Source organism: Natroniella sulfidigena (assembly GCF_023223645.1).
Classification (GTDB): domain Bacteria; phylum Bacillota; class Halanaerobiia; order Halobacteroidales; family Halobacteroidaceae; genus Natroniella; species Natroniella sulfidigena.
On sequence record NZ_JALKBY010000006.1, the window covers coordinates 1 to 22,539 of the forward strand.

19 protein-coding genes and 1 CRISPR repeat array are annotated in these 22,539 nt (G+C 32.1%); all 19 genes read right to left on the bottom strand.

What is annotated here, in order from left to right:
• Window positions 1-26 precede the first annotated feature (26 nt).
• The 19 genes from MWH28_RS05050 to MWH28_RS05135 all read right to left on the bottom strand — a co-directional run bounded on the left by MWH28_RS05050 (window position 27) and on the right by MWH28_RS05135 (window position 22,532).
• On the bottom strand, window positions 27-461 hold the full coding sequence (locus MWH28_RS05050; protein ID WP_248618208.1) for a hypothetical protein: 435 nt from the start codon (window positions 459-461) through the stop codon (window positions 27-29).
• A gap of 1,025 nt (window positions 462-1,486) precedes the next feature.
• Entirely contained in the window at window positions 1,487-1,879 is a 393-nt protein-coding gene (locus MWH28_RS05055; protein WP_248618209.1) for a type II toxin-antitoxin system death-on-curing family toxin, read from the bottom strand.
• On the bottom strand, window positions 1,876-2,100 hold the full coding sequence (locus MWH28_RS05060; protein WP_248618210.1) for an AbrB/MazE/SpoVT family DNA-binding domain-containing protein: 225 nt from the start codon (window positions 2,098-2,100) through the stop codon (window positions 1,876-1,878). The genes MWH28_RS05055 and MWH28_RS05060 overlap by 4 nt, the downstream gene beginning before the upstream one ends.
• 218 nt (window positions 2,101-2,318) lie before the next feature.
• The gene (locus MWH28_RS05065) at window positions 2,319-3,521 is read right to left on the bottom strand and encodes an MFS transporter (protein WP_345894749.1); all 1,203 of its coding nucleotides are present in this window, start codon (window positions 3,519-3,521) and stop codon (window positions 2,319-2,321) included.
• Window positions 3,522-4,514: 993 nt separating this feature from the next.
• Window positions 4,515-4,706, bottom strand: a complete 192-nt coding sequence (locus MWH28_RS05070) for a hypothetical protein (RefSeq protein ID WP_248618211.1) — start codon at window positions 4,704-4,706, stop codon at window positions 4,515-4,517.
• Between the two features lie 38 nt (window positions 4,707-4,744).
• The gene (locus tag MWH28_RS12835; RefSeq protein WP_282580133.1) at window positions 4,745-4,876 is read right to left on the bottom strand and encodes a hypothetical protein; all 132 of its coding nucleotides are present in this window, start codon (window positions 4,874-4,876) and stop codon (window positions 4,745-4,747) included.
• Window positions 4,869-5,669: an ImmA/IrrE family metallo-endopeptidase gene (locus MWH28_RS05075; protein ID WP_248618212.1), complete on the bottom strand. Its 801-nt coding sequence runs from the start codon at window positions 5,667-5,669 to the stop codon at window positions 4,869-4,871. Before MWH28_RS05075 ends, MWH28_RS12835 begins: the two co-directional genes overlap by 8 nt.
• Before the next feature lie 41 nt (window positions 5,670-5,710).
• The gene (locus MWH28_RS05080) at window positions 5,711-6,079 is read right to left on the bottom strand and encodes a helix-turn-helix domain-containing protein (RefSeq protein WP_248618213.1); all 369 of its coding nucleotides are present in this window, start codon (window positions 6,077-6,079) and stop codon (window positions 5,711-5,713) included.
• 284 nt (window positions 6,080-6,363) lie between these two features.
• Complete coding sequence (locus tag MWH28_RS05085; protein ID WP_248618214.1) at window positions 6,364-6,837, bottom strand: metal-dependent hydrolase; 474 nt, start codon at window positions 6,835-6,837, stop codon at window positions 6,364-6,366.
• An 83-nt stretch (window positions 6,838-6,920) separates the two neighbouring features.
• On the bottom strand, window positions 6,921-8,318 hold the full coding sequence (locus MWH28_RS05090) for a hypothetical protein (protein ID WP_248618215.1): 1,398 nt from the start codon (window positions 8,316-8,318) through the stop codon (window positions 6,921-6,923).
• A gap of 187 nt (window positions 8,319-8,505) precedes the next feature.
• A complete protein-coding gene (locus tag MWH28_RS05095) occupies window positions 8,506-9,810 on the bottom strand; it encodes a restriction endonuclease (protein ID WP_248618216.1) in 1,305 nt (434 codons plus the stop codon).
• A 348-nt stretch (window positions 9,811-10,158) separates the two neighbouring features.
• On the bottom strand, window positions 10,159-10,971 hold the full coding sequence (locus MWH28_RS05100) for an HNH endonuclease (protein ID WP_248618217.1): 813 nt from the start codon (window positions 10,969-10,971) through the stop codon (window positions 10,159-10,161).
• Window positions 10,968-11,357 carry an 8-oxo-dGTP diphosphatase MutT gene (gene mutT, locus MWH28_RS05105; protein ID WP_248618218.1) on the bottom strand — a complete coding sequence of 130 codons (390 nt, stop codon included), beginning with the start codon at window positions 11,355-11,357 and terminating at the stop codon, window positions 10,968-10,970. The genes MWH28_RS05100 and mutT overlap by 4 nt, the downstream gene beginning before the upstream one ends.
• 485 nt (window positions 11,358-11,842) lie before the next feature.
• Window positions 11,843-12,103 (bottom strand): stage V sporulation protein S, encoded by a 261-nt coding sequence (locus MWH28_RS05110; protein WP_248618219.1) that lies wholly within the window; start codon window positions 12,101-12,103, stop codon window positions 11,843-11,845.
• 1,217 nt (window positions 12,104-13,320) lie between these two features.
• Entirely contained in the window at window positions 13,321-16,227 is a 2,907-nt protein-coding gene (locus MWH28_RS05115) for a DEAD/DEAH box helicase family protein (protein ID WP_248618221.1), read from the bottom strand.
• Between the two features lie 155 nt (window positions 16,228-16,382).
• Window positions 16,383-17,747: a CRISPR direct-repeat array (repeat unit 37 nt; unit sequence CTTTCAGTCTCCTAGTTAACGGAGTATTGATTGTAAC).
• 291 nt (window positions 17,748-18,038) lie between these two features.
• Window positions 18,039-19,001, bottom strand: a complete 963-nt coding sequence (cas6, locus tag MWH28_RS05120) for a CRISPR system precrRNA processing endoribonuclease RAMP protein Cas6 (protein ID WP_248618222.1) — start codon at window positions 18,999-19,001, stop codon at window positions 18,039-18,041.
• Between the two features lie 14 nt (window positions 19,002-19,015).
• Complete coding sequence (locus MWH28_RS05125; RefSeq protein ID WP_248618223.1) at window positions 19,016-19,696, bottom strand: hypothetical protein; 681 nt, start codon at window positions 19,694-19,696, stop codon at window positions 19,016-19,018.
• A 21-nt stretch (window positions 19,697-19,717) separates the two neighbouring features.
• Window positions 19,718-20,674 carry a DevR family CRISPR-associated autoregulator gene (locus MWH28_RS05130; RefSeq protein WP_248618224.1) on the bottom strand — a complete coding sequence of 319 codons (957 nt, stop codon included), beginning with the start codon at window positions 20,672-20,674 and terminating at the stop codon, window positions 19,718-19,720.
• Window positions 20,667-22,532: a hypothetical protein gene (locus MWH28_RS05135; RefSeq protein ID WP_248618226.1), complete on the bottom strand. Its 1,866-nt coding sequence runs from the start codon at window positions 22,530-22,532 to the stop codon at window positions 20,667-20,669. Before MWH28_RS05135 ends, MWH28_RS05130 begins: the two co-directional genes overlap by 8 nt.
• Window positions 22,533-22,539 lie beyond the last annotated feature (7 nt).

Genomic DNA, 22,539 nt, shown 5'->3' on the forward strand with positions numbered 1-22,539 from the left:
TATAGTTTGAAGGAAGAAAACGACATTTATTCTAAAAACTGTTTTGAAATATGCTTCATGGGCTTAGAAACATTATAGAAAGTATTATTAACAATATAATCATTAGTAATTATTCCTTCTATTATTTCACCATCTTCTATGTGATACCTTTTATTAAAGTCTTCATCTTTTAGACTTACCCACATATTGTTGAAATGTTCATTCTCTAATATTACATTTATTAGTTCTTCATTATCTCTTAACTCCTCATTACTATTTGCTAATACTCTAAGAATACTAAAACCTTCTTCTAATTCATTTTCAATAATTCCTGCATATTCTCTTGACTGTGCCATAGCTAGCTCAGTTGCATCATCAACAGCCATGTTTCTAGCTGAAAAAATAATTATTCCTATTGTTATGGAAAAAGTTATAAATACAGCTAATAATATAACAGTCAATAGTTTAGATTGAATCTTCACTTTTTATTTTCCTCCCTATATAATTTTAACTTGCTATTGAATAATTATATAAATTATTGATAAAACCCTTTTTTATACCAAATTATTCTAAAAACCTCTGAGCTTTTAACTCAGAGGTTGCATATCAACTCTAACCACCATTAATCAAGCTAGACAACTCCTCACAAATGACTGTACATATCTATTGTCTGCCTAATCGACTTATGCCCTAATCTTTCTTATACTATCTTAGGATTTGCACCTGACTTAAACATAAGACTAGCCATTGTGTGCCTTAAATCATGTAATTTTACATTTTCTAACCCAATACTCTTAGCCACCCTCTTAAATCCTCTGTAACTATATTAGGATTGCAATATCGACCATCATCCTCACAGAACACAAGATTAGATCTATTATTATGATCACTCCCTAAAATTAACTTCCTTCTAGCCTATTCCTTCTTATGATACCTATTCTCATGTGATTCTATCGATACAAAAAAAGCAGTGCAAAAGTTACAAAATAGTTTCAATCAATAATTTGGGCGTCAAAATGGCAACATTAAGACCTAAATAAAAAAAGACCTGTTTTAAGCAACAGGTTACAACACTTACCACATCAGTGTTTATAGCTGGTCGGGCTGACTGAATTTGAACCAGCGACCCCTGCTCCCCAGACTTATAGATAGGTTTGAAATATTAAAATTATAAAGCCTGGTATAATAAGCTTCAGGGCAGTTCTAATTTCATTGAATATAATTAAAAAAGGGCCAACAACCTCAACTAAAAAAAGATTAATATCTCAAAAAACTGATTAACATTTATTCTCTTTTAGAAAATGAAATCCATGATTTGATCAAAAAAATTTAGATTCAAGAGAAGAGATAAATCCTAAAGATTATGCAATCCTAATTTCCAGTAAAAAAGAAAAACTCTTATCCGCTAAGATAAGAGTCTACTGCTTAGAATTTTATATTACCAAATTATATGATGTTTTTATTGATTGAATGACTTAGTAGATTATTTACTTTAAATACCAAGAGACTAAATAGAATTAGTATTTTGTTTTAACCATTTTGTAAGCTCTTCTTTTGATATTTCGCCAGATGAAAGAGCGATTATTATTTTATAAGTTTCTTTTTCAGAAGCAGTTATTTCATAACCATTTTTTTGTAGGAATGTATCCATGGCAACAAGTGCAATACGTTTATTTCCATCTATAAAAGGGTGGTTTTTACATAGATGGAACCCATAAGCTGATGCCATTTTAAATATTGAATTATGCAAATAAGATTCATCAAAAGTTGCTTTTGGCTGTTCAAGAGCTGAATCTAATAATTCTTCATCTCTTATACCTGTACTACCTCCATAAAGTTGAATAAGTTGTTTATGAAAATGTAAGATTATTTGCTTTGGTATAAAAATTATATCTTTCATTCTGCTAATGCCTTTAATGTGTTTTTATATTTTTCATTAGTCTTTTTAAAAGATTCAGTCCATTCTTCAAAATTTGGATCATAAGGAGTTAAGGTAAATCCATCATTTTCTTCAATGACATGAAGTTCTTCTCCTTCTTTTAATTGGTATTTTTCCATTAGTTCTTTAGGAATAGTAAAACCATAACTATTTCCAACTTTACGCAGTTTTATAGTTTTCATAAATATCACCTCACTTATATTATAACATTTGTATTACATGATATGCAATACAAATAAAAATATAATTAAATATTGAAAGATAATTAAAAATGTTGGCCCGACAACTTCTGACCACTCATATCATTCACCTTAACCGATAGGCTAATCTATGGATTTAATTCTTCACTAAAAGTACAGCTTTATTCCCCAGTCTCTACCTCTAAACAGCTCTTTCTTAATCAAGATCTATCTACCCCACATTCCGCTTCGGTCTGAAACAGACCGATTGCCACCAACCAAACTACAGCTAACAGACTGCTGACCAAAAAAACAGTGGCTAAATTATAATGAGCTGCAAAAAATCTAAGTACCAGCGGGGCCAAACTCATCCCGATAAACTTCATCGTATTAAAAATAGCCACCACTGCTCCCTTTAGTTCCTCCGGAGGCAGTTTAACAGTACGATCATAGATAGTCGGTTGAGCGGTGCCCATCCCCACCCCGAACAGAAATAAGCTTAAAAACACATAATTTCCTGTCGACCAGAGAGGCATTAATCCTAGACCAAGGGCAATCAATCCAAAGCCTAAAGCTATCTTTTGACCCCAATCCAGATAATAATCAACCTGATCTGCTTGTGAGGCTACAACAGCCGAAAAGAACCCCTGAGCTGAAAGAGCTATCCCGGCTACAAACTCGCTAAAACCGTGAACTCCACTCAAAAAAAGCGGTAGAAAAGTGACAAGACTATAAAGCAAAAAATAAATTACCAGAGCATGTCCTAAAAGTTCCCTGATAGCCGCAATCTGTAAGACTTCCTTTAGCGAACCAAAATACTCCTTAGCTAACTTTTGAGTTTCTCCTCCCTCGGCTTCCGGTTTACTCTCCTCAATAAAGATAATAAATAATACAGCCAATAAAAGCGATAAACCATAAACAACAAAGGGTAATCGCCAGCTAATAGAAGCCAACCAGCCACCAAGCAACGGTAACACCACTGCACTGACCGAAATAGCCCCACTTAAAAGCCCGATAGCTTTCAACCGCCGCTGGTCATCATACCAATCGCCGATAACAGTCATCGCCACCGGAATTAGTCCGGCAATCCCGATACCTTGGAAGAATCTAAAGACGAGTAAGACGATAAAGTTAGGAGCCACCAGAGCCAACAAAGCAAAGGTGCCATCCAGAAGCAAACATCCGATTCCCACCGGCTTTCGTCCGCATAAATCGATCAAAAAACCGGTTACCGGTAGCGAAATAGCCGCTGCAACGGTATATACACTTAAGACTAGACCAATGGTCTCCGCAGTAGCTCCAAAGGGCTTAATTAGAGTCGGCAGCCCGGGGGCCAAAATTGCTCCCCCCATTACTCCGAAAGCACCCATCAATAAGATAATTATAAACCTAAACGAAAGCAACTCGCGAGTTTTAACTTCCATAAAAATTATCCCTCTCCTTCCAGCTTAGAAGATCAAACCACGAATCCCCGGTACCAACTTAGTACCGAGCACTACTCCTAAAACTAAAATAGTGATCACTAACCAAGAAATAACATTTAACAGCGACACTAATCCTATAATTTAAACAGACTTTAGGTTAATGAAATTTGCGTCAACCTCTGGAGAAATACTTTTCAGTCTCCTACTTAACGGAGTAAGGTTTGTAAGAAACCCGCAACTTCTCAGCAACCTCGATCCTATGATAGCAGATTTCACAACACTTCAACTTTCAAGAATCTACCCAAACTCTTAGACTTACTTTCTTGCTCTATCCAATAAATCCCTGCAAAAATTTGATTCTTTCAAACCTACAATAATCCAACTTGCCGAGCCAACACCAAAAACAAACGGGATAGTAGTACTGACACAATCACTCAGTACCACTACCCCTAACTGTCAATGATTCTATAATGCAAAAAGAAGCAATGAAAAATTACAAAATATTTTTAATCAATAATTTGAGCAAATGAATGGCAACTAAAACTGTTTAAAATAAAAAAGACCTATTTTGGAAAATAGGCATCAACACTTACCACATCAGCGTTTATAGCTGGTCGGGCTGACTGGATTTGAACCAGCGACCCCTGCGCCCCCAGAGTTGGAGATAGGTTTTTTAGAGAAATATTAAAATTATAAAGCCTGCTATAATAGGGCTCAGGGCAGTTCTGATTTTATTGAATATAATTAAAAACGCTCAATAAACTTAATTTGGGCAACCAAATGGCAAGTGACAGACACAGAATTAAATTGATTCTGTGTCTGTTTTTAATAAAATCACAAAAGGGCCAACTTATTGAGTTACCACAAGAGTTCGCTTCCCTTAGAAACGACAATATTAAAATTAAACTCCTTGCAGTTCCTGATCTTATTTATCAAGACTCTAAAAAAATACCCTCATTGTAGATTAGAAGACAGAAAAATATAGTAATAAGCTTAATCAATATCCTTATCTAAAAGAACTAAGTCCCCAAATTTATTAACTTTAATTTCCTCATTATAGATTTTATCTATAAGCTCTTTATTTAAGAATAATTTTTTTCTTTTCTCCTTTAAACTAATCACCTTTGTTTCTCCCTTGAGATTCAATTGCTCTTTGACTTTCCCTTTGTTTAAAATATCCTTCAATCGACACACACATCCCATAACAGAAAGTCCTTTTAACTTTAACTCTCCTCTAATTGTTTCTCCATAGCCTCTGACAATACTATTTCTAGCTCCATTATCATCAGATTTGTGCTTTCTCCACAAGTCTTAATAATTACATCAGCATCTAAAATAGCCACTTCTTCATTCATTATTACCACCAGAGGCCTCTTTAATTAAATCCATAAATTCCTCTATTTTTTCTTCTGGAAATAGTTCATCTGCTTGGTTATCCATAACTTGTGCTCTTAAATCTGAACATTTTACCTCACCAGTGCTTTGTTGCCACCTTTCTCCTATCTGATGTTTTTTAATTTCAAATAAAACTCCACCATCGGGATTTCTATCCTCAATTTCTAACCATTCTTCTGCTTGTTCTTTATTAATAAAATCAATCTCATAAAGCCTAATTACGATAGTCTTATAAGGAACAGCAAAGGCATCCATTAACTTTATTATATGCAATAAAGTTAACTCTTTAGCTGATTGAACATTCATTAACGTCAATTCTTTTTGCAAAGCTTCAACAGGAACTAACAATAAAGCAGAAAATAGATTCGCCTTACTATCATTTAAATTCTTAACGGTAACATCTTTTTCACAAGCAAGTTCTTTGCTTTTTAATAACTCATTTTCCTCATTACTTGTCTTGATTAAATGGTAAAGCTCATGTCCAGCAGCAAAAATTTGTTTATCTAAAGGTAGATAAGTATTTATATATACAAAAACCTCTCCTTTATATTCGCAAATAAACCCACTTAACTCTTCATCTGCAATTGGAAATTTAATAAGATTCCCCTTTTCTTCTACAACTTTAAAAATTCTCTCTCCCAACGTCATATCATTTGCTCCTGCTAATTCTCCTCTAACATATAAAACTTCTTTTTTTACATCAGCATAAATCTCTTCACTAACATTTTTTATTGTCTGCTCGATAAGTTTCATTATCTTGATCACTCCTCATCCATTAATGAAAACTAGTAAGCTTAAACAAGATCTTGTAAACTCTCCTCAAACTCTCTTCTTGCTTCTCTATTTTCAATAATTGCATCCATAATCTTTTGGGCCAATTTTAACCCATCTTTAGCTGCTGGAGTATTTACCTCACCCATAAAAGCAAGAACTGGTTCAATCTCCACTTCTTTATCAAAAGGCTTAGTCAACTCTTCAAAAGTAGTGTTTAAAACATCAGCAATTTCTTTAATTTCATCAACAGTAATATTCTTTTTTGCTAGAGTAATTTTACTTACCATTTGAGGAGAAATATTAAGTGCCTGTGCAAGGTCTTTTTTCTCCCAACCAACTTCCTTCAACCTTTCTTCAATTCTTTTGGCTACAATTTCATTTGTTTTCATTTCAAATCCTCCTCTTCTTTGTTTCTTCATTATTATCTAAAGCCAAATAAACTTCCCCCTCAACTTTATTATATAAGATTATCATCTGGTAATCAACATTTTGTTTATTATTAATTATTATGAGTTAATAAAATTAAATTATACGTTTACTAATAGATAATATTATTTTTAAGCTTTAAAGGTTCGAGAAAAATTAAAATAATTCTGACAAAAACGTGAGGGCCAACACTCAAAATAAAAACTCTTATCCGCTAAGATAAGAGTCTACTACTTAAAATCTTATATTACCAAATCATCGGAGCAATTATAATTATAGATATTATTAAGACTATACTGAATAATATCTCAGCAGTACTATTAGTCTTAATTAATCTTAATCCATACTTCGTCTTATCAGGGTAGAAAAAATTGACACCACTAACTGTAAGTGAATCAGCTAATAAGTGACTAAAGTATCCTATCGCAAAATAGATAGTATAATCTATAGATAAATAATTTCTTGTTAGCAAAAAGAAAATCAGGCTAAATAAAGATAGGCCTAATAATGAATGAGTAAACCCTCTATGTTTACATAAAAAACTTATTATCTTAGGAAGTATTGGAACTCTTCTACTTAACCAACTCTTAGGATGATCTAAATCAGGTATTAATGCAGCAAACCAAGCTACTATTAAAGGTAGAGGATCATTTAACCCTGCTATTAACATATATAATAATGATAAGACTATCCCTGTTAAACCATGGGTTTTATAAGTCATAGATTCCTCCTGACAAATAATTAGATTCAATATAAAAAGAAGACCACTTAGAAAGTAGTCTTTAAAAATTACTCATAAATAATTTAGTTATCAAATCTATGCTTATTATTTTCATAATACTCTATTAGTGTTTTATAATAAACTTCCTCTAATTCTCCTATATTACTTGTATCTAAACTATTTTTGACTTCACTACAAATTTTTATTACCTGAGCTGGATCAGAGAAATCAATATTTCGTTCAAATTCATCAATAAATTTTTTCTTTTTAAATTTCTCGCTTAATTTTGACTTTAATAAAGCACAAAACCCTTCCCCTAAAAATAGCTCTTTATTTCTTGAGCCTTCTTTAATATATTTATCACTAAAACTTTCAAAGCATAAAGTTATATTATTAATAAATTCTTCTTGTTCTTTTAGTTTTTCTATTAATTTTTTTATTTTGATATTAATTTTTTCTAGACTACTATTATTTGAAATTGTTATTCCTTCATTAGAATCTGGGTTAGTAATTGCAAAAGTAAGTCGTTCACTTTCTATTATATGTTTTATTTTAAACTTCAATGCGTTACCTAAAAATTCACTATTTATAACTTCTAAGTTTAAATAGATTTTAATATTATTATTTTGCTCTAGTGGTGTATACTTAAAAGATATTCTAAATTCTGAATCACTAATCTCTGCTTTTTCCAAAATGATTTTTTTCTCAAATTCCATCAATACAACTAAAGTAAGATATAAAGCTATATTATTATCATAATTATGATACCATCCCTTAGAAGTGATAGATCTTACTAACCAACCACTTTTACTTTCTATATCTTTAATTAATCTAAATTGCTTTTTCTTATTTTGGTTTTCTGCATTTACCATTTTATTCTTATACTTTTCAAGGGCTTCTGTTATTAAATCTCTCAATTTATCTTGATTAATTAGATTCATTACTGAGTCATGGTCAAAATGCTCTTTAAAAGAATCATATGCAGATGGATAACTAACTATTTCTTCGTTTTCATCTGCATCAAGGTCTTTAACAACTAGTTCACCTAATTTTTCAGATTTATCTGATTTTAAAATTATCTTAGTATAGTCAAAAATTTTACTAGATTTAAGCTCATACTTTAAATCCTCAAAATTTATTTCCTTCCAACGTCTTATTATATCCTTTTTGTTTACTTCCTTTTCAATATTTTCAAATATATCTATTAATGGTTTAACCCCTTTTATATTTAATAAGGCTTCTTTATGACTATCTTTTGTTATATGAAATATTTCTAATATTTCTTTATCACGATATTTATCAGATTCATCATCTAATCTAAGTAATTTCAGTAACTCATCTGGTTCAATACAACTTTCATCATAGGAATAATATCTTTTAGTCTCTTCTTCTTCATTTACTTTAAAAGCTTTAAATTTTTCTTTGTTTTTCATGTGGCTAACTTTATACAAAACTAAATAATCCTTTGAAATTTCTGACAAAAAACCCCTCCCTAAAATAATCCTAACATAAGTCATTATAGATTTAATTTTAAACTCTTAGCTTACCCTCTTGACTGGATTAATTTTATATCCTAATTAATCATTACTATTTATAGTTAAATTTATTCAAGTTAATTTTACCCATTATATAAATTAATTACTATTAACTTAAAAATATATCACTAAATTAAACAATTATCATAATATATCCCATTGCTATAGAAATGACTATCAATATTACCCAAAAATAAGCTGTAACAGTACTAAATTTCTTCTGATAATCTACTCTCTCACTAATCTTTCCTATATCACGATTCATTTCTTGAGCACACTCTTCACAAGTAAATCTATTAAACAATTTCAGGAACGTATAATAATAACTATCATCATAACAAATAAGCTTATCACACTTATTACAGCTATAACTCTCCCCTGTCTCTGGCTTATCAGCTATCTTTCCACAGTCAGAGCAAAGCACTCCATTATTCAACCGTTTATTAGTATATTCAGAGCGGATATTACTCTCACTTCTAACCAATCTATTAAGCCCATTGAAATAACCAGCAGCCTCAATGACTTGATTTGAAACCTTCAAATTGATCTTATCCTTAGGATATTTAATCTTCTCAACCCCACAGATTGTAACATCCTTCTTTTTAGGGACAACCTTCTTCCTATAAGTTACATTATTCTTTCCCTTATACCTTATCCTCTCACTATGTCTATTAATCGCTTTTTCAATCGTTTTTGACTTCAACTCTTCTTCCTTAGAGGAGAAATCATAGGCATTCTCAGAAACTTCTTTCCCCTCAGCACTTTCTAAAAATCTCGTTAATCTCGAACCCAAAGGCTTACCCTGTTCATCAAAGTAAATATAACTTTCTTCATTGATTCTATACTTAGTTGCTTGACTCTTATAGAGCGTATCCACAGAATAATCAACCTTGTAGCAAGTAGCATAGGTCGTTTTTCTATCTTTAATAGCTAAGTAATCGGCTATCGATTTAGGGTGAGCTTTTAATTTTATCTTTAATTTTGTTTCAAAAATATTCTTAATCTCCTGCTCACTAGCTTGTTTAATCTCATCTACTATAATATCTTCCTCTTCCCAAAAGATATTATAGCCATGCTTGGCCCCTAGCTCTTTTAACTCTTCAAATTCTATACTTTCAATCTCACAATCAGTTACATCTTCTTTAATATAATCTTTAGCAGGCTTGGATAACCTACTTGTCGTGATAATAATTCCTCTCTTTACTTTAGCAGTTATCATTGCTGAATGGAATTTCTGGACAACATCTCTCCCAACTGAATTACTCCAACGTTTACATTCTACAAATATTTTTTTAGAATTATGAGTTATAATCAGATCTTTACCTTTATCATTAACCAGAGGAGTCAATTCAACTTTATCATATATATTATCTAATATTTGTTGGCATAAACTCTCAAATTCCTCTCCTGAATAATTATTTAAATTGATATTTTTCATCTGAATCCTCCTACTATTTTATAAACTAATTAATAGTTTTTCCTAAATCAATAATAATAATCCAATGTTTAAATTTAACCTACATAATTTAAGCCTATAAATGATATAGTTTAAATCATTAGAATGATAATCTGTAAGATTAATAACATTCTAACAGCACAGTCTTATCGAGAGTTATTAACTACGGGCCAACTTATCGAATTGCCACAAGAATTTGCTTCCTTTAATGTGATTATTGTAAATACCTAAAATTATGCAATCCTAATTTCCAGTAAAAAAGAAAAACTCTTATCCGCTAAGATAAGAGCCTACTAATTAATCTTTGGTTTTTAAGTGTTGGCCCTAGTACTAACCTTGAGCCTTAAGTTTTAGCTTATTTCTATCCTCTTTTGAATTAATCACATGCATCTTTCTATGGCAATTTGGACAAAGAGCTACTGTATTTTCAATAGAATCCTCTCCCCCTTTTGACAACCACTCTATATGGTGAGTTTCTAAATATGGCTCACCAGCCTTGTTTTTAAAAGGAGCTTCCTTTTCACACAATTGACAATACCCCTTTGCTCGGCGTTTAGCATACTCCGACACGTAAGGATCTCTTACATAACTACTACTAGTAACCTCTCTAGTTCCAGGCTTCTTATTAGTATTAATAGCCCGCCTTTTCAAAACTTCATCTTCAGTTTTCTTGGCCTTTTTCTTTCTTTTCTTCTCAGTCTTATTAAACCTTACTTCAGATAAGGGTTTAGGTCCATTACTAATCAACTGCAAAGGAAACATCCATACCTTACGTAATTCATTATTTTCATCTAACTGCACTTCTTGATAAGACCTCTTAGCTAATTTAACTTGTCCTAGAAATTCATAATCATTGGGCTTTATCTTTTCAAACAAGTAGCCACTAATACCACTATTATTTATATTAGCTAACCTTTTATTTGCTCCCTCAAGCTTCTGGTCTCCTACTCTTCCTGTTCCAGTGTAATGCAAAATATTACCTTCCCAGTAATCTTGATAGAATGGATCTGATTGATCAGAGATTATAACAATACTTTTACTCTTTGAAGAATATCTTATTCCCCCTGAAACTCCACATTGAAAGGTTGTACGTAATTCTTCATGTGTTAGCCGCTCTCCAACTTCAAGCTCATCTATTTTCAATTTAACTCCTCCTTTATTTGATCAACAATCTCTACATCAGCAGGTACAAATTGATAGTTATTTAACTCTGCTAAATCAACCCAGCTAGCAGCATTATGCTCCTTAACCTCTATCTCTCCTGAACTTAATTCAGCTAAGTAAGCAAAGATTCTAACCTTACTAAAATTATATTGATAAATACTTTCTGTAATAAATCTAGTAATCTTAATTTCTACTCCCAATTCTTCTTTAATTTCACGGATTAGACTCTCTTTGGGGCTTTCACCCTCTTCAATCTTCCCTCCAGGAAACTCCCACATTCCGGCCAGTTCTTGAGGTTTATTTCGCTGGGCGATAAAGACTTGTCTAGCTTCATTAACCATAACTGCAGCTACTACATCAATCATATTATCCTCCTTGTTATTTTATCTCTCTACTTCCCGACTTGACTAAGAAGTCATAAGTGTTATCTAATTGCTTAAGTTTAGGTATTCAAAAGCCAAAGATAATTGACTATAACCTCCACAATTTCTAAGTTGCTCATCTCGATACCATTTAAACTCCATTTCTTATTCTCCTTTAACCCTAATTATTAATCTTCATTATACAAACTTAGTCAAGAAATAAGATTATCCTGCTTAGATAATTATTTTCACCCTTCAATTAGATCCTGTTTAAGGGCCAACATCTGCAATCATTATAGCAGCCAACTCCCGAGATTGGCACAAAGTTGGCCCGAAAAGAAAAAAAGCCAGCTCTATTTAAGAACTGACCAATAAACTATATACTTCATTAGCCCGATAATCTTTTTAATTGATTTTATTGTTTCTTATGAAATATTTTGCTACTCCTTATCTTACCTTTTAAATATTTCATGCTAATATCAATCCAACTATTTAGGCTTTACAATAAATTTAATAGCCGTTCTTGTCTCCCCAGCAATTTCAACATCTATAAATGCTGGTATACAAATAAGATTAAGTCCACTAGGTGCTACAAACCCCCTAGCAATTGCAATAGCTTTTACACTTTGATTCACAGCTCCAGCCCCAACAGCCTGCATCTCAGCATAACCTTGCTCCCTTAAAACACCAGCAAGTGCACCTGCAACTTTATTAGGGTTTGATTTAGTTGCTACTTTTAATAATTCCATATTAGACCTCCTTAATTATTTACCTACCTATTTAATAAGTTAACCAATATTTTACAAACACCTTTATTAAATTATTTTTTTTAGTTGATATCAAGATAACAACAAAATTTTTAACATAAGCCAACACCAAAAACAAAGGGATAGTAGTACTGACACAATCACTCACTATCTCTAATAGCCCCATTTCAGTCGCTCCAAGAACAGAGCTTATTAGAAAAACCATAAAGACCATATCCTTACGAGTCTTGTCAGACTCTCCATGAAAATCATAGAAACCATATCCGCTCCCGATATCTATATTGCTTTCCACTCCTTGTGATTATTGCAAATACCGAGAATTATGCAGTCCTAATTCTCAGTAAAAAATCAAGACTCTTATCTTAATAGATAAGAGTCTACTAATTAATCTTTGGTTTTAAATTATTGGCCTTAGCGCAACTTTTTGAAGGTGTGATTCAGGAGTGCCCTCCTCCTGAACTACATCTTCCTTTTAAACGCCATAGTTTTCCATTTAAGCACTATGATCTAGATGTCGTGAACCCTCGTAGTTCACGATGTCCCATTTTATGCAGGTGTTGGCCCGTTAAAAGAGGCTCTTCTAGATTGCGGAGCTTGAAAAGCAGTTAATATTGAATATTTAATAATTAATAGTTGAAAACCAAAACAATACATCTTCTTTTCATGCTTTAATTTACTTTATTTAAAGTATTTTTAGATCTTTACTATTCAATGTTCAATATTCTCTATTCATTGCTCTTCAGTCTCCTACTTAACGGAGTATTGGTTGTAACATGTATTTATCGAGACAATTCAAAGACCAATTCAAATCTTTCAGTCTCCTAGTTAACGGAGTAGTGGTTGTAACAGCAAAATATTTAGATTATCGGAGTTTAGAAGCACAACTTTCAGTCTCCTACTTAATGGAGTAAGTGTTGTAACATCAAAAAGGCACTCTAGAAAGGAGCTACGATAATGCGTCTTTCAGTCTCCTACTTAATGGAGTAAGTGTTGTAACATTGGGTCGAAGTCGCCCGAAGGATGTCTAAGCGTTACAACTTTCAGTCTCCTACTTAATGGAGTAAGTGTTGTAACCGCGAAATTTCTATATCCTCGATCCTATGATAGCGGGCTTCCACCACTTCCTTTCTCTTAAATCCCCTTTAAATTTTCGCAAACCTAATCTTGCACGAAAAACAGGGGGCTTTGCGAAACTCTAATCAACTCTTATCTCCTAACTTACGATTTACATCTCCTCTTAATAACTGTAAATTATCAATTCTACTCTTCCCGCCTTCACACATTGGAATGATATGATCTACTTCAAAAGGTAGCGTAGACTTACTTTTATATCCTGTTTGAGCACAAATATAATACCCATCTTTATCTTGTGACTTTTCATAAACTTCCCCTCTTAATTTTCTCCAAACTCTTTCATCCTTCTTTCTTATTTCAGACAAGGATAAATCTTCAAACTTAATTAAATCTGGTATCACTTCTACTTCCTGAGAAGGTTCCTTAGGTGGTCGAGCAATATTTTCTATTTCTATATTTAGCTGCCTAATAAAATACTCTTTATTATAATTAAACAACACCTGCCAGAAGTTATTTTTTTCCTCCCATAATTGATCTTCATAGTCTGTTTTCTCTTTTCCTCCTATACTATTCTCATATATATAACGAGCTTCCTTAGATAAGTCAAATTTATCTCTATCCTTTAACTCTAAAAATGATGGCTTTAATCCTTTAGAAGCATAATATCTCAAAACATCTTTAATATCATCAATTTTATATTCTAAAGTAAAATCTTGACCTATAAAATATTCTTTCTCAACTATCTGGCATAAATTATTTAATTCTTCAGATGATAATTCCTCATGATCAACTAAGTTGTAGATTTGAAACAACTCTTCTAAGTCATCAATAAAATTACCGTAAGCTTCTTTCATATCATCATAAATCAAAACTTCACAATTTTTCTCCATCTCTTCTCCAGAAGAATCCTTAATTAATATAGAGAAAGTATATAAGCCTACTGGAATTCTTTCTAAGAAATTTATTCTTTCTAATCTACTAGTATCAACAGTCTGATCCATAATACTAGCAAACTCTTCAATCTTTTCTATTGATACTAATCTCACTATTTTCTCTCTTGTCTTATTAGTCTGTTCACTAAAATCAATATTTTCTTCAAGATATAACTTCTCTGGGTTTACCCAATTAATCTTATCTTTCCACTCATCAATAAAGCTAACAATATATGCTTCTTTAGTTCCACCAGCTTTGGTTCCTCTTAAAGCTCGTCCAATCATTTGAGTCATCAAAATAGTTGATATTGTAGGTCGGGCTAAAAACACAGTCTGAACATTAGGCAAATCCACACCTTCAGTTAAAATTTCTACATTAACTAATACATCAACTTCTCCTTTTCTAAATCGTTCAACCTTCTTTTTATTCTCTTCAGAAGAAATTTGAACATTATGTGTAGCATCTCTAATACTTGAAACAATATATTCTGAAGCAATACCTCTATTATTAAAGAGTTTATTTAAAGTTATAGCATGATTAATATCAACACTAAAAACTAGTAGTTTACCATATTTTTCTTTATTTTTTACATAATGATCTACAATTATTTTATTACGCTTTTTACTACCTGCAATCTTTTTAGCAATATCAGTCTTTAGCTGAGATGATTTTATACTTTCCATATCTTTAGGTGTTAACTCATTATATACATCTAATTTAGTACTCTGTTCTTTAAAGATTGGAGCAGATAAAATACCTCGATTAATTAATTGCTTTAAATCAACTTTATATAATACATCATCTTTAAATACCTTTTTTAATAATCCTTTTTCATCTTCAAAAGTTCTAAAAGGGGTAGCTGTTAATCCTAATAAACTAAACTTATCTACATTATCTTCAAGTCCGTCTATTATTCTACGATAAGTCTTAGCAGTTGCATGATGAGCTTCATCTATTACTAAAAATACCTCATCTAAGTCTTTAGCCCAATTGTCAATTACATAATTCATACTACGATATAAACTATCCTTACTAGCAATGATAAAATCATCATTATTTTGAATATTAACTGGTCGATCATGCTGACCAGAAATAATACGATAACGAAACTCTTTACGTTTAGTCAATAGATCGGAATAAGCGTTATTCTTTAATGCATTATAGGCTTGATTTAGTAATTCATGTCTATGGGCAATCCACAGTACCTTCTTTTTTTTGTTGATTACATTCTTCAATAGCCACTGTATAGCTGTTAAAGTTTTTCCACCACCTGTAGGAATAGCTAGCACGCCAGAAAATGAACCTTTCTTTCTAAACTTGTTATTAATAGCTTTAATTGCTTCTTCTTGATGAAAATATAGTTCAAATGGGCTGTTAGCTTTATTGACTTTAATTCTTCCAGCATAATCACTTTTAATTTGTTGAGCATTCTTTTCTATTTTAGCTCTTCCAGTCTCACTAACCTTAATTTTAAAAGTTACTAATTCATCATAAGAGAAATTATTTAAATCAGCCCTATTTTCCGCAGTATCTTCTACAATAATATTATACTTATTAAGATAATGATTAATTGCATTCAATAACTTTGTACTACTTCTTTTATATCCAAATTTCTTTATAAAACTTCTAAATTTAATTTTTCCCCACTTTACCTCTTTAGCCTTAAGATTTTTTTGTAAATTTGAAACTACCTTTTCCACTCCCTCATTAAAATTACCAGCTCTTACATCTTGCTGAATTAGATTTATTCTCTTTTTAAGCCAATTTCCTCTATTATCCCCTGCTTCTTTAAATTGAAATGTTAAACGTTGGTGTTCTGGTAGGTTATTTAAATAATTTAAATAATCTTTTTCTTTTAAAGTAGAACCATAATCGATAAGTTGTAATTTATGCTTATCTAGCAGCTTAATTAATAATTTAAAAACCTTCTCTCTATCAACCTGATTATTAAAACGAGACCATATCTTCTCTAACTTTAAAGTAGTAATTCCAGAATTATATTCATTCACTATATCGTTTAACTTACTCTTTATTTCTAAAACAATTTTTTCTACTTGCTTTTCTAATATATCTTCTAAAAGTTCACTTGTAACTGACATCTACAACACTCCTTATTATTTGTAAACTTTACTTGTTAGTCATATAAACTTATTCAATTATCATTCTCTCAAGAAGCCTATTAGAAATTCATTAATTTTGACTTCCTCTTTCAAATGAACAACTAATTTCATTATAACTATTCTCTATTCATTGCCCTTTTGTCTCCTACTTAACGGAGTAGTGGTTGTAACGAGATATCTATTGATGGGATCGTTGGCCCGCAGACATCTTTCAGTCTCCTAGATTGCGGAGTATTGATTGTAACTTTGAAGTTGGAATAGATAGCTTACATTGTGAAGTCTTTCAGTCTCCTAGATTGCGGAGTATTGATTGTAACATATCATTTTTGAGGAGGAATATCAATGACTCATTCTTTCAGTCTCCTAGTTAACGGAGTATTGATTGTAACTTGCAGGAGCTGATTAAAGAGTGTAGATCCTTTCTTGGCTTTCAGTCTCCTAGTTAACGGAGTATTGATTGTAACAAGAGCGTTAGGATACGAATATACAGAGGTAACAGAAGCTTTCAGTCTCCTAGTTAACGGAGTATTGATTGTAACATAGAATCCAAATTGGATGAGTTTATGCGTAGAATGCTTTCAGTCTCCTAGTTAACGGAGTATTGATTGTAACTAAGTTATTATTGGTGTTTGTGATAATAGCTTTTTTTCTTTCAGTCTCCTAGTTAACGGAGTATTGATTGTAACGAAGATATGGGAGCAGGAAAGCCAACGAGGATAATCTTTCAGTCTCCTAGTTAACGGAGTATTGATTGTAACTAGAGCAAATCAAATCTGAATATGAGGAATATAAGGAACCTTTCAGTCTCCTAGTTAACGGAGTATTGATTGTAACGACTTGTGCCATCTATCAATCTCATTAGCAGACACATCCTTTCAGTCTCCTAGTTAACGGAGTATTGATTGTAACTATAGGTTGCAGGTGTGACATGATACATGAGGTAACGCTTTCAGTCTCCTAGTTAACGGAGTATTGATTGTAACTAACACACCTATTGGCAAGCCTATGGAAATGGAAGACTTTCAGTCTCCTAGTTAACGGAGTATTGATTGTAACTCTACATCGGTGTCAACTACTCTTCCTGCTGCTTGCAACTTTCAGTCTCCTAGTTAACGGAGTATTGATTGTAACTATTAAAATAGACGAAGAAACAAGAAGTTATGATGACTTTCAGTCTCCTAGTTAACGGAGTATTGATTGTAACCCTGGATACTTTGCCTGGTAAGGTAATACTAGATACTTTCAGTCTCCTAGTTAACGGAGTATTGATTGTAACTGATATGTCGCCTTCCTCGAACTGCTGCTGAACTTGCTCTTCTTTCAGTCTCCTAGTTAACGGAGTATTGATTGTAACTCAAAACGAGAGAAATAACACAGCTATGGCTATTTTCTTTCAGTCTCCTAGTTAACGGAGTATTGATTGTAACTATACAAGATAGGCTCCTGGGAGCAATTAAGAAAGCTTTCAGTCTCCTAGTTAACGGAGTATTGATTGTAACCGCGAAATTTCAATATCCTCGATCCTATGATAGCAGGCTTTATACCACTTCCCTTCTTGTAAATTTCCTCTAAATTTTCGCAAACCAAATCTTGTATAAAAACCCAGGGGGTTTGCGAAACCTTAATCAACCCTTGAATTGTTAGGCTTTAATAGACTTTTCAGAACTAATCAGTTCTAATACTAAAACGCCTCAATTGCTCCTTTTACCCCAGTTTGCGAAATTACCTTTTTAACTCTATGTAATATTTTCTATATTTATCCTTAAATACCTCTTCTTATCCAAAATTTATTATCTCTCATTAGGTAAAATCTTATACTCCCCTAAGCCAAAAACAGTATTCTTACCCACATGAATATACTGTCCTAAGATTAAATAAGGCAGAAACTTCTCTAAATCTCCTTCATATTTAAGCTCACCTACTACTCCCTTCATCTTAACTCTCTTCTTCTGTTTATTCGAGTATCGCTTCCAACTCTGCCAGCTTCCGTTATTCTCAATCAAATCCACTTCTTCTGCTTGATCCAAATGAGCTCCAAATTTAATATCCAACCTTTCAGCTCCATAAAAGGCACTCAAACTGGATAAGCGGCGAAATAAGTTCCTCATTAAAATATGAAACTCTATCTGCTCAACATAATCCCCTTTGTATTTCAAAAGTGTTGGAGTCAGCAATTTTAAATGTAGTTGTTGCTTTCCTAAATTACTCTTTAATTTATCAACATCCTGATTATCAATCTTAATCTCGGAATTATGAACTAAATTAGCGTACTCAGAATAGAGCCTTTCAGCTTTTCCTGTTAGATCATTAACGCTCCAGATCTCAGATAAGACAAACTTTCCTCTTCCCAGTCCAATTCCTTTTTGCTCCAACAACCGCCAACTCTCAATAATATAAGGTAAGAACCGACTAGTATAACCAAATAGGTTCAAGTTGAAGTTGATCTGTTGGCCCGGCTTAAAGAGTTCTTGACCATTCGTCTTAGGTTCAAAAACAAATGGGCGTGGCTTATTATTGAAGCGATTAGAAGTTTTTCTCTTTTCTCTCTCAGTCAAAAAAGGATTAAACAATAATGAGTAAGCACAATTATAACTCAAATTACACCTTTCGCACTTTTCCTCTTTCATATTACAAGCTATTTGGTACAAAGCTTGACCAAAAGCACCCCGCAAAGTAGATCCGGGATGCTCTGGAAGCTTTATTTTTTGCTTTGCTATTAAAGTAAACCTTAAACTTATAATCTCTAATTCCATAATAAAAGCCTCCATTAATTATTACATATTTGATAATACTGATAACCTTCTCCTGATAAAACTTTTTCTAGATTAACTAAAAAGATTCTTTCATTATCTTTTCTTGTTAATTTTTCATCACTATTATAAATATTGATTGCTTCAAAAGTAGCTTCAGGAGGAATATCCTCAGTAAATTGTACAATTGAGTTACTTCCTAGCTGAATATTTTCTTCTCCCATTAACTTTAAGTAACCATCATCTAGAACTTCCATTTCTTTAAAAGATCTAAACTGCATAAAAGAACCTTTTTTACCGAAATAATTAATTCTAATAAATAGCTTCTTTAAAAGTTCTACCTTTTCATCTTCTAAATTATCAATATCTATAGCTACCTTTAAGCTTCCTTCTAAATGCACATATTCTCTATAAGCAGGTTTAGACCTACCAGTTTTATTTCTTAAGTCATTAATTCTCCCGAAAGTCTTATTGACTACTGCTTCCTGTGGTAATTTAAATCTAATCTCTCTTTCCTTGATAACTTCAAATACTTCTCTTCCTTTTTCAAGATCATATTCCTGAATTGCCCGAGAAACCAATCCCATCTTGACTCCAAAAGGAGTAGGCAGCAAAAGCGAAGTAGCAGCTGTATTGGTAGCATTGATATTCTTAAAAGAGAATAAAGAAGTCGGTAGATACTCAACCCCTAACCACATTAAATCCCCTCCTTGACTTCATTATTCTTGGACACCATAAGGACTTGTCTCTTGAATAATATCTTTAATTATAGCACAAAATTCGGCCATTGAATTAAACTCTTTTAGTTCTACCTCTTCACCAATTGTATTTAATGTCTCTGCAATAGATCCAATCTCTTCTTTATAGTTTTTATTTAATGCGCTAATTGTTGGAGCAGGTACCGAACTATAGCTGATACTTACTACTCCCTCAAAGCTTGTCATATGGGGTGCCTGAGTATTTCTCATTGCTCCTTCTGGTGAATAATAAGTCAACATAATAGACTTCAATAAAGCTTTGTATCTAGCTTCTATTTCTTCTTCACTCAAAACAAATTCTTTAGATATATCATTATAACCAATTCTAGCAACCTCTAAATTATTAACGATAGCATACTGTCCAGAATTAACAGGTCGATAAAAGATATTTTGTCCTTCATTCTTACCAGTACCTTCACTCTTTTCTAAATCGGAATACTTAACATGGAATAAATTTTCTGAATTAAACTCCTCTGGAATAGCAACTAACCACCCAAATTCTACAGTAGAATCACGCCCCACATTCTTTTTATTATTCGTTACTAAAATCCCTTCTGTATCATCCAACGTACACATTTCTAACATTTTATCTACTATATCACTCTTAGTATTATCACTATTACCTGTAAATTCATCAAACTCATCATCAATAGTGATCCGATTAGCATCAAACTTTTCACACCCTTGGCATAAAGGTAATTCCTCATCCTCTTTAGCTATCTTAAACAAATGACTAGACTGAATATGCTTCAACATATCCCCCGATACTGCATTAACAGTTGCTAAATTTCCTGCCTTATCTGTAATAGTAACATTTCTAGTTGTTAATTGATTTCCTTCTGACTTTTCATTATTTAAATCATGTAGATTCAATCCCACCTTACCATTAATTGAAATAGAATATACTCTCTTACTCATTAGTATCATCCTCCTTGATTTCTTCTACTTTATCATCCTTGCCAAACCCATAAGCTAAAAGCATATTTCCGATAATCTTAGAATCGTGCTTATCAATCAATTCTACAACCTGCTCAAAATCAGTCGTAGTAAGATTAGATCTACTCTGTTTATTATGATGGAAACTTTCTAAACCATTCTCATTATTATAATCTGCCATGAATTCTGATAACTTAGTAAGTAAAGTATCTTTGTTAAGAGCTGCCCTTCTTAAATCCTGTAATAATCCAAACTTAATCTTCTTCTTTTGATTAAGATAAACTGGCACTAAGGTACTATTTCTAATTGCTTTAGCAAAGCTTTTAAACCCTTCATTCTCCAATATACTTGAGTAGCTTGCATCATTAATATTCTCCAATTTACACATGATAAATTTCACACTCCTTTTGGTATAAATCTTTGCTGGTTCATCATTACCAAGTCTCTGCATAGCCAAAATTGCGTGTTGATAATAATAATTCAACAAATAGTCTACTCTCTCAGTAGTCAGAAAGTTATATAATTCCTGAAAGATTTTAATATCCTCATTCTTATCATCGATCGGTTTGATTAAATCAATAAACTCTTGAAAAACCTCTTTAAACTCTGTTTTATCTTTTTCTTCATCTAAAATAACCCAGTTAGGTATATTCAAATCGTAAATATTTTTTATGACATGGTTTTGGCCCATATCAACCAAATAAACATTCTTTAATCCTCTAATATAATTATTTAACCTCTTCCTCTTTCTACGTCTTCTTCCTGCTTTGAATTCTTCTAACTTATCTAGCAGTTTTGAAATGAAATCACTTAAATATAAAATATTCTGCTTTTCTAAAATCTCCGCCGGATAATAATTGGGCTCTATCTCCGAGTAAAGATCATCAAAATCATCCAATATTACTTGCTGTGGATCAATTACTGAGTATAACCTATTACCTGAGTTTAATGATTTTAAAATAAAAGATTCATAAAAACCGATTAAAATCAAAAACAATTTAACCCAATTTTCAGTAGTATTTTTGGGAGAAATAATAGTACTAGCAGATAAATCATCAATATTCAAACCCTTAACTCTAATAGGCAACAAACAGCTTAAAGCATTATGACTATTGGTGAAATCTATTTTAGCTTGATTATACAGATCCTTGATATTATCAATTATCTGCTCAGTAGTTTCAGATTCAGCTAAATTATTCTGAATAAACTTCTTAACTTTATTCCTTTTACTCCAATGATAATTATCAAAACCAGCAAACAACTCATCCAGAGCTTCTTCTACTTTAGTTAACTCTTGCTTGGCTAACTCATCCTTGATTATCCTTTTAAAATTATTTATCTGAATCTCTTCAAATAATCTGTCTAACTTTTCAGCTAATAGATTATAATCTCTCTGTAACTCACTATAAAACTCCAAGATAGTTAACAATATGTCGCCAAAATAATTATTAATAGCATAAATATCATCCATTATCTTATTAGACAAGGGAACTCCTGTAGTCTGCCTGATTAGAGTCGACTTTCTTTTGGCTGAAGACCAATCTTCATACTCCTCTTCTTCTGTAAAATCAATCACATCGCCAGTATATTCAGGTTTTTGATCCATCTTATCATAAAAAATAAGTGGATATAATGACTTAAACTTCAAATCTGTAAAATAATCCTTTTTTAGATCTTCACTAGACTCTATAACATAGAATACTTCTTGATTCGTAATAGTAATCTGTGGTGTTTCAATCCCTTGTTTTTTTAAAATAAGATTAATTATCTCTGCTACACCCCTAGCAACTAAAATATCACTATAATCTCCTTCAACTTTGGGAACAAAAAACTTTTGCATTTATTCA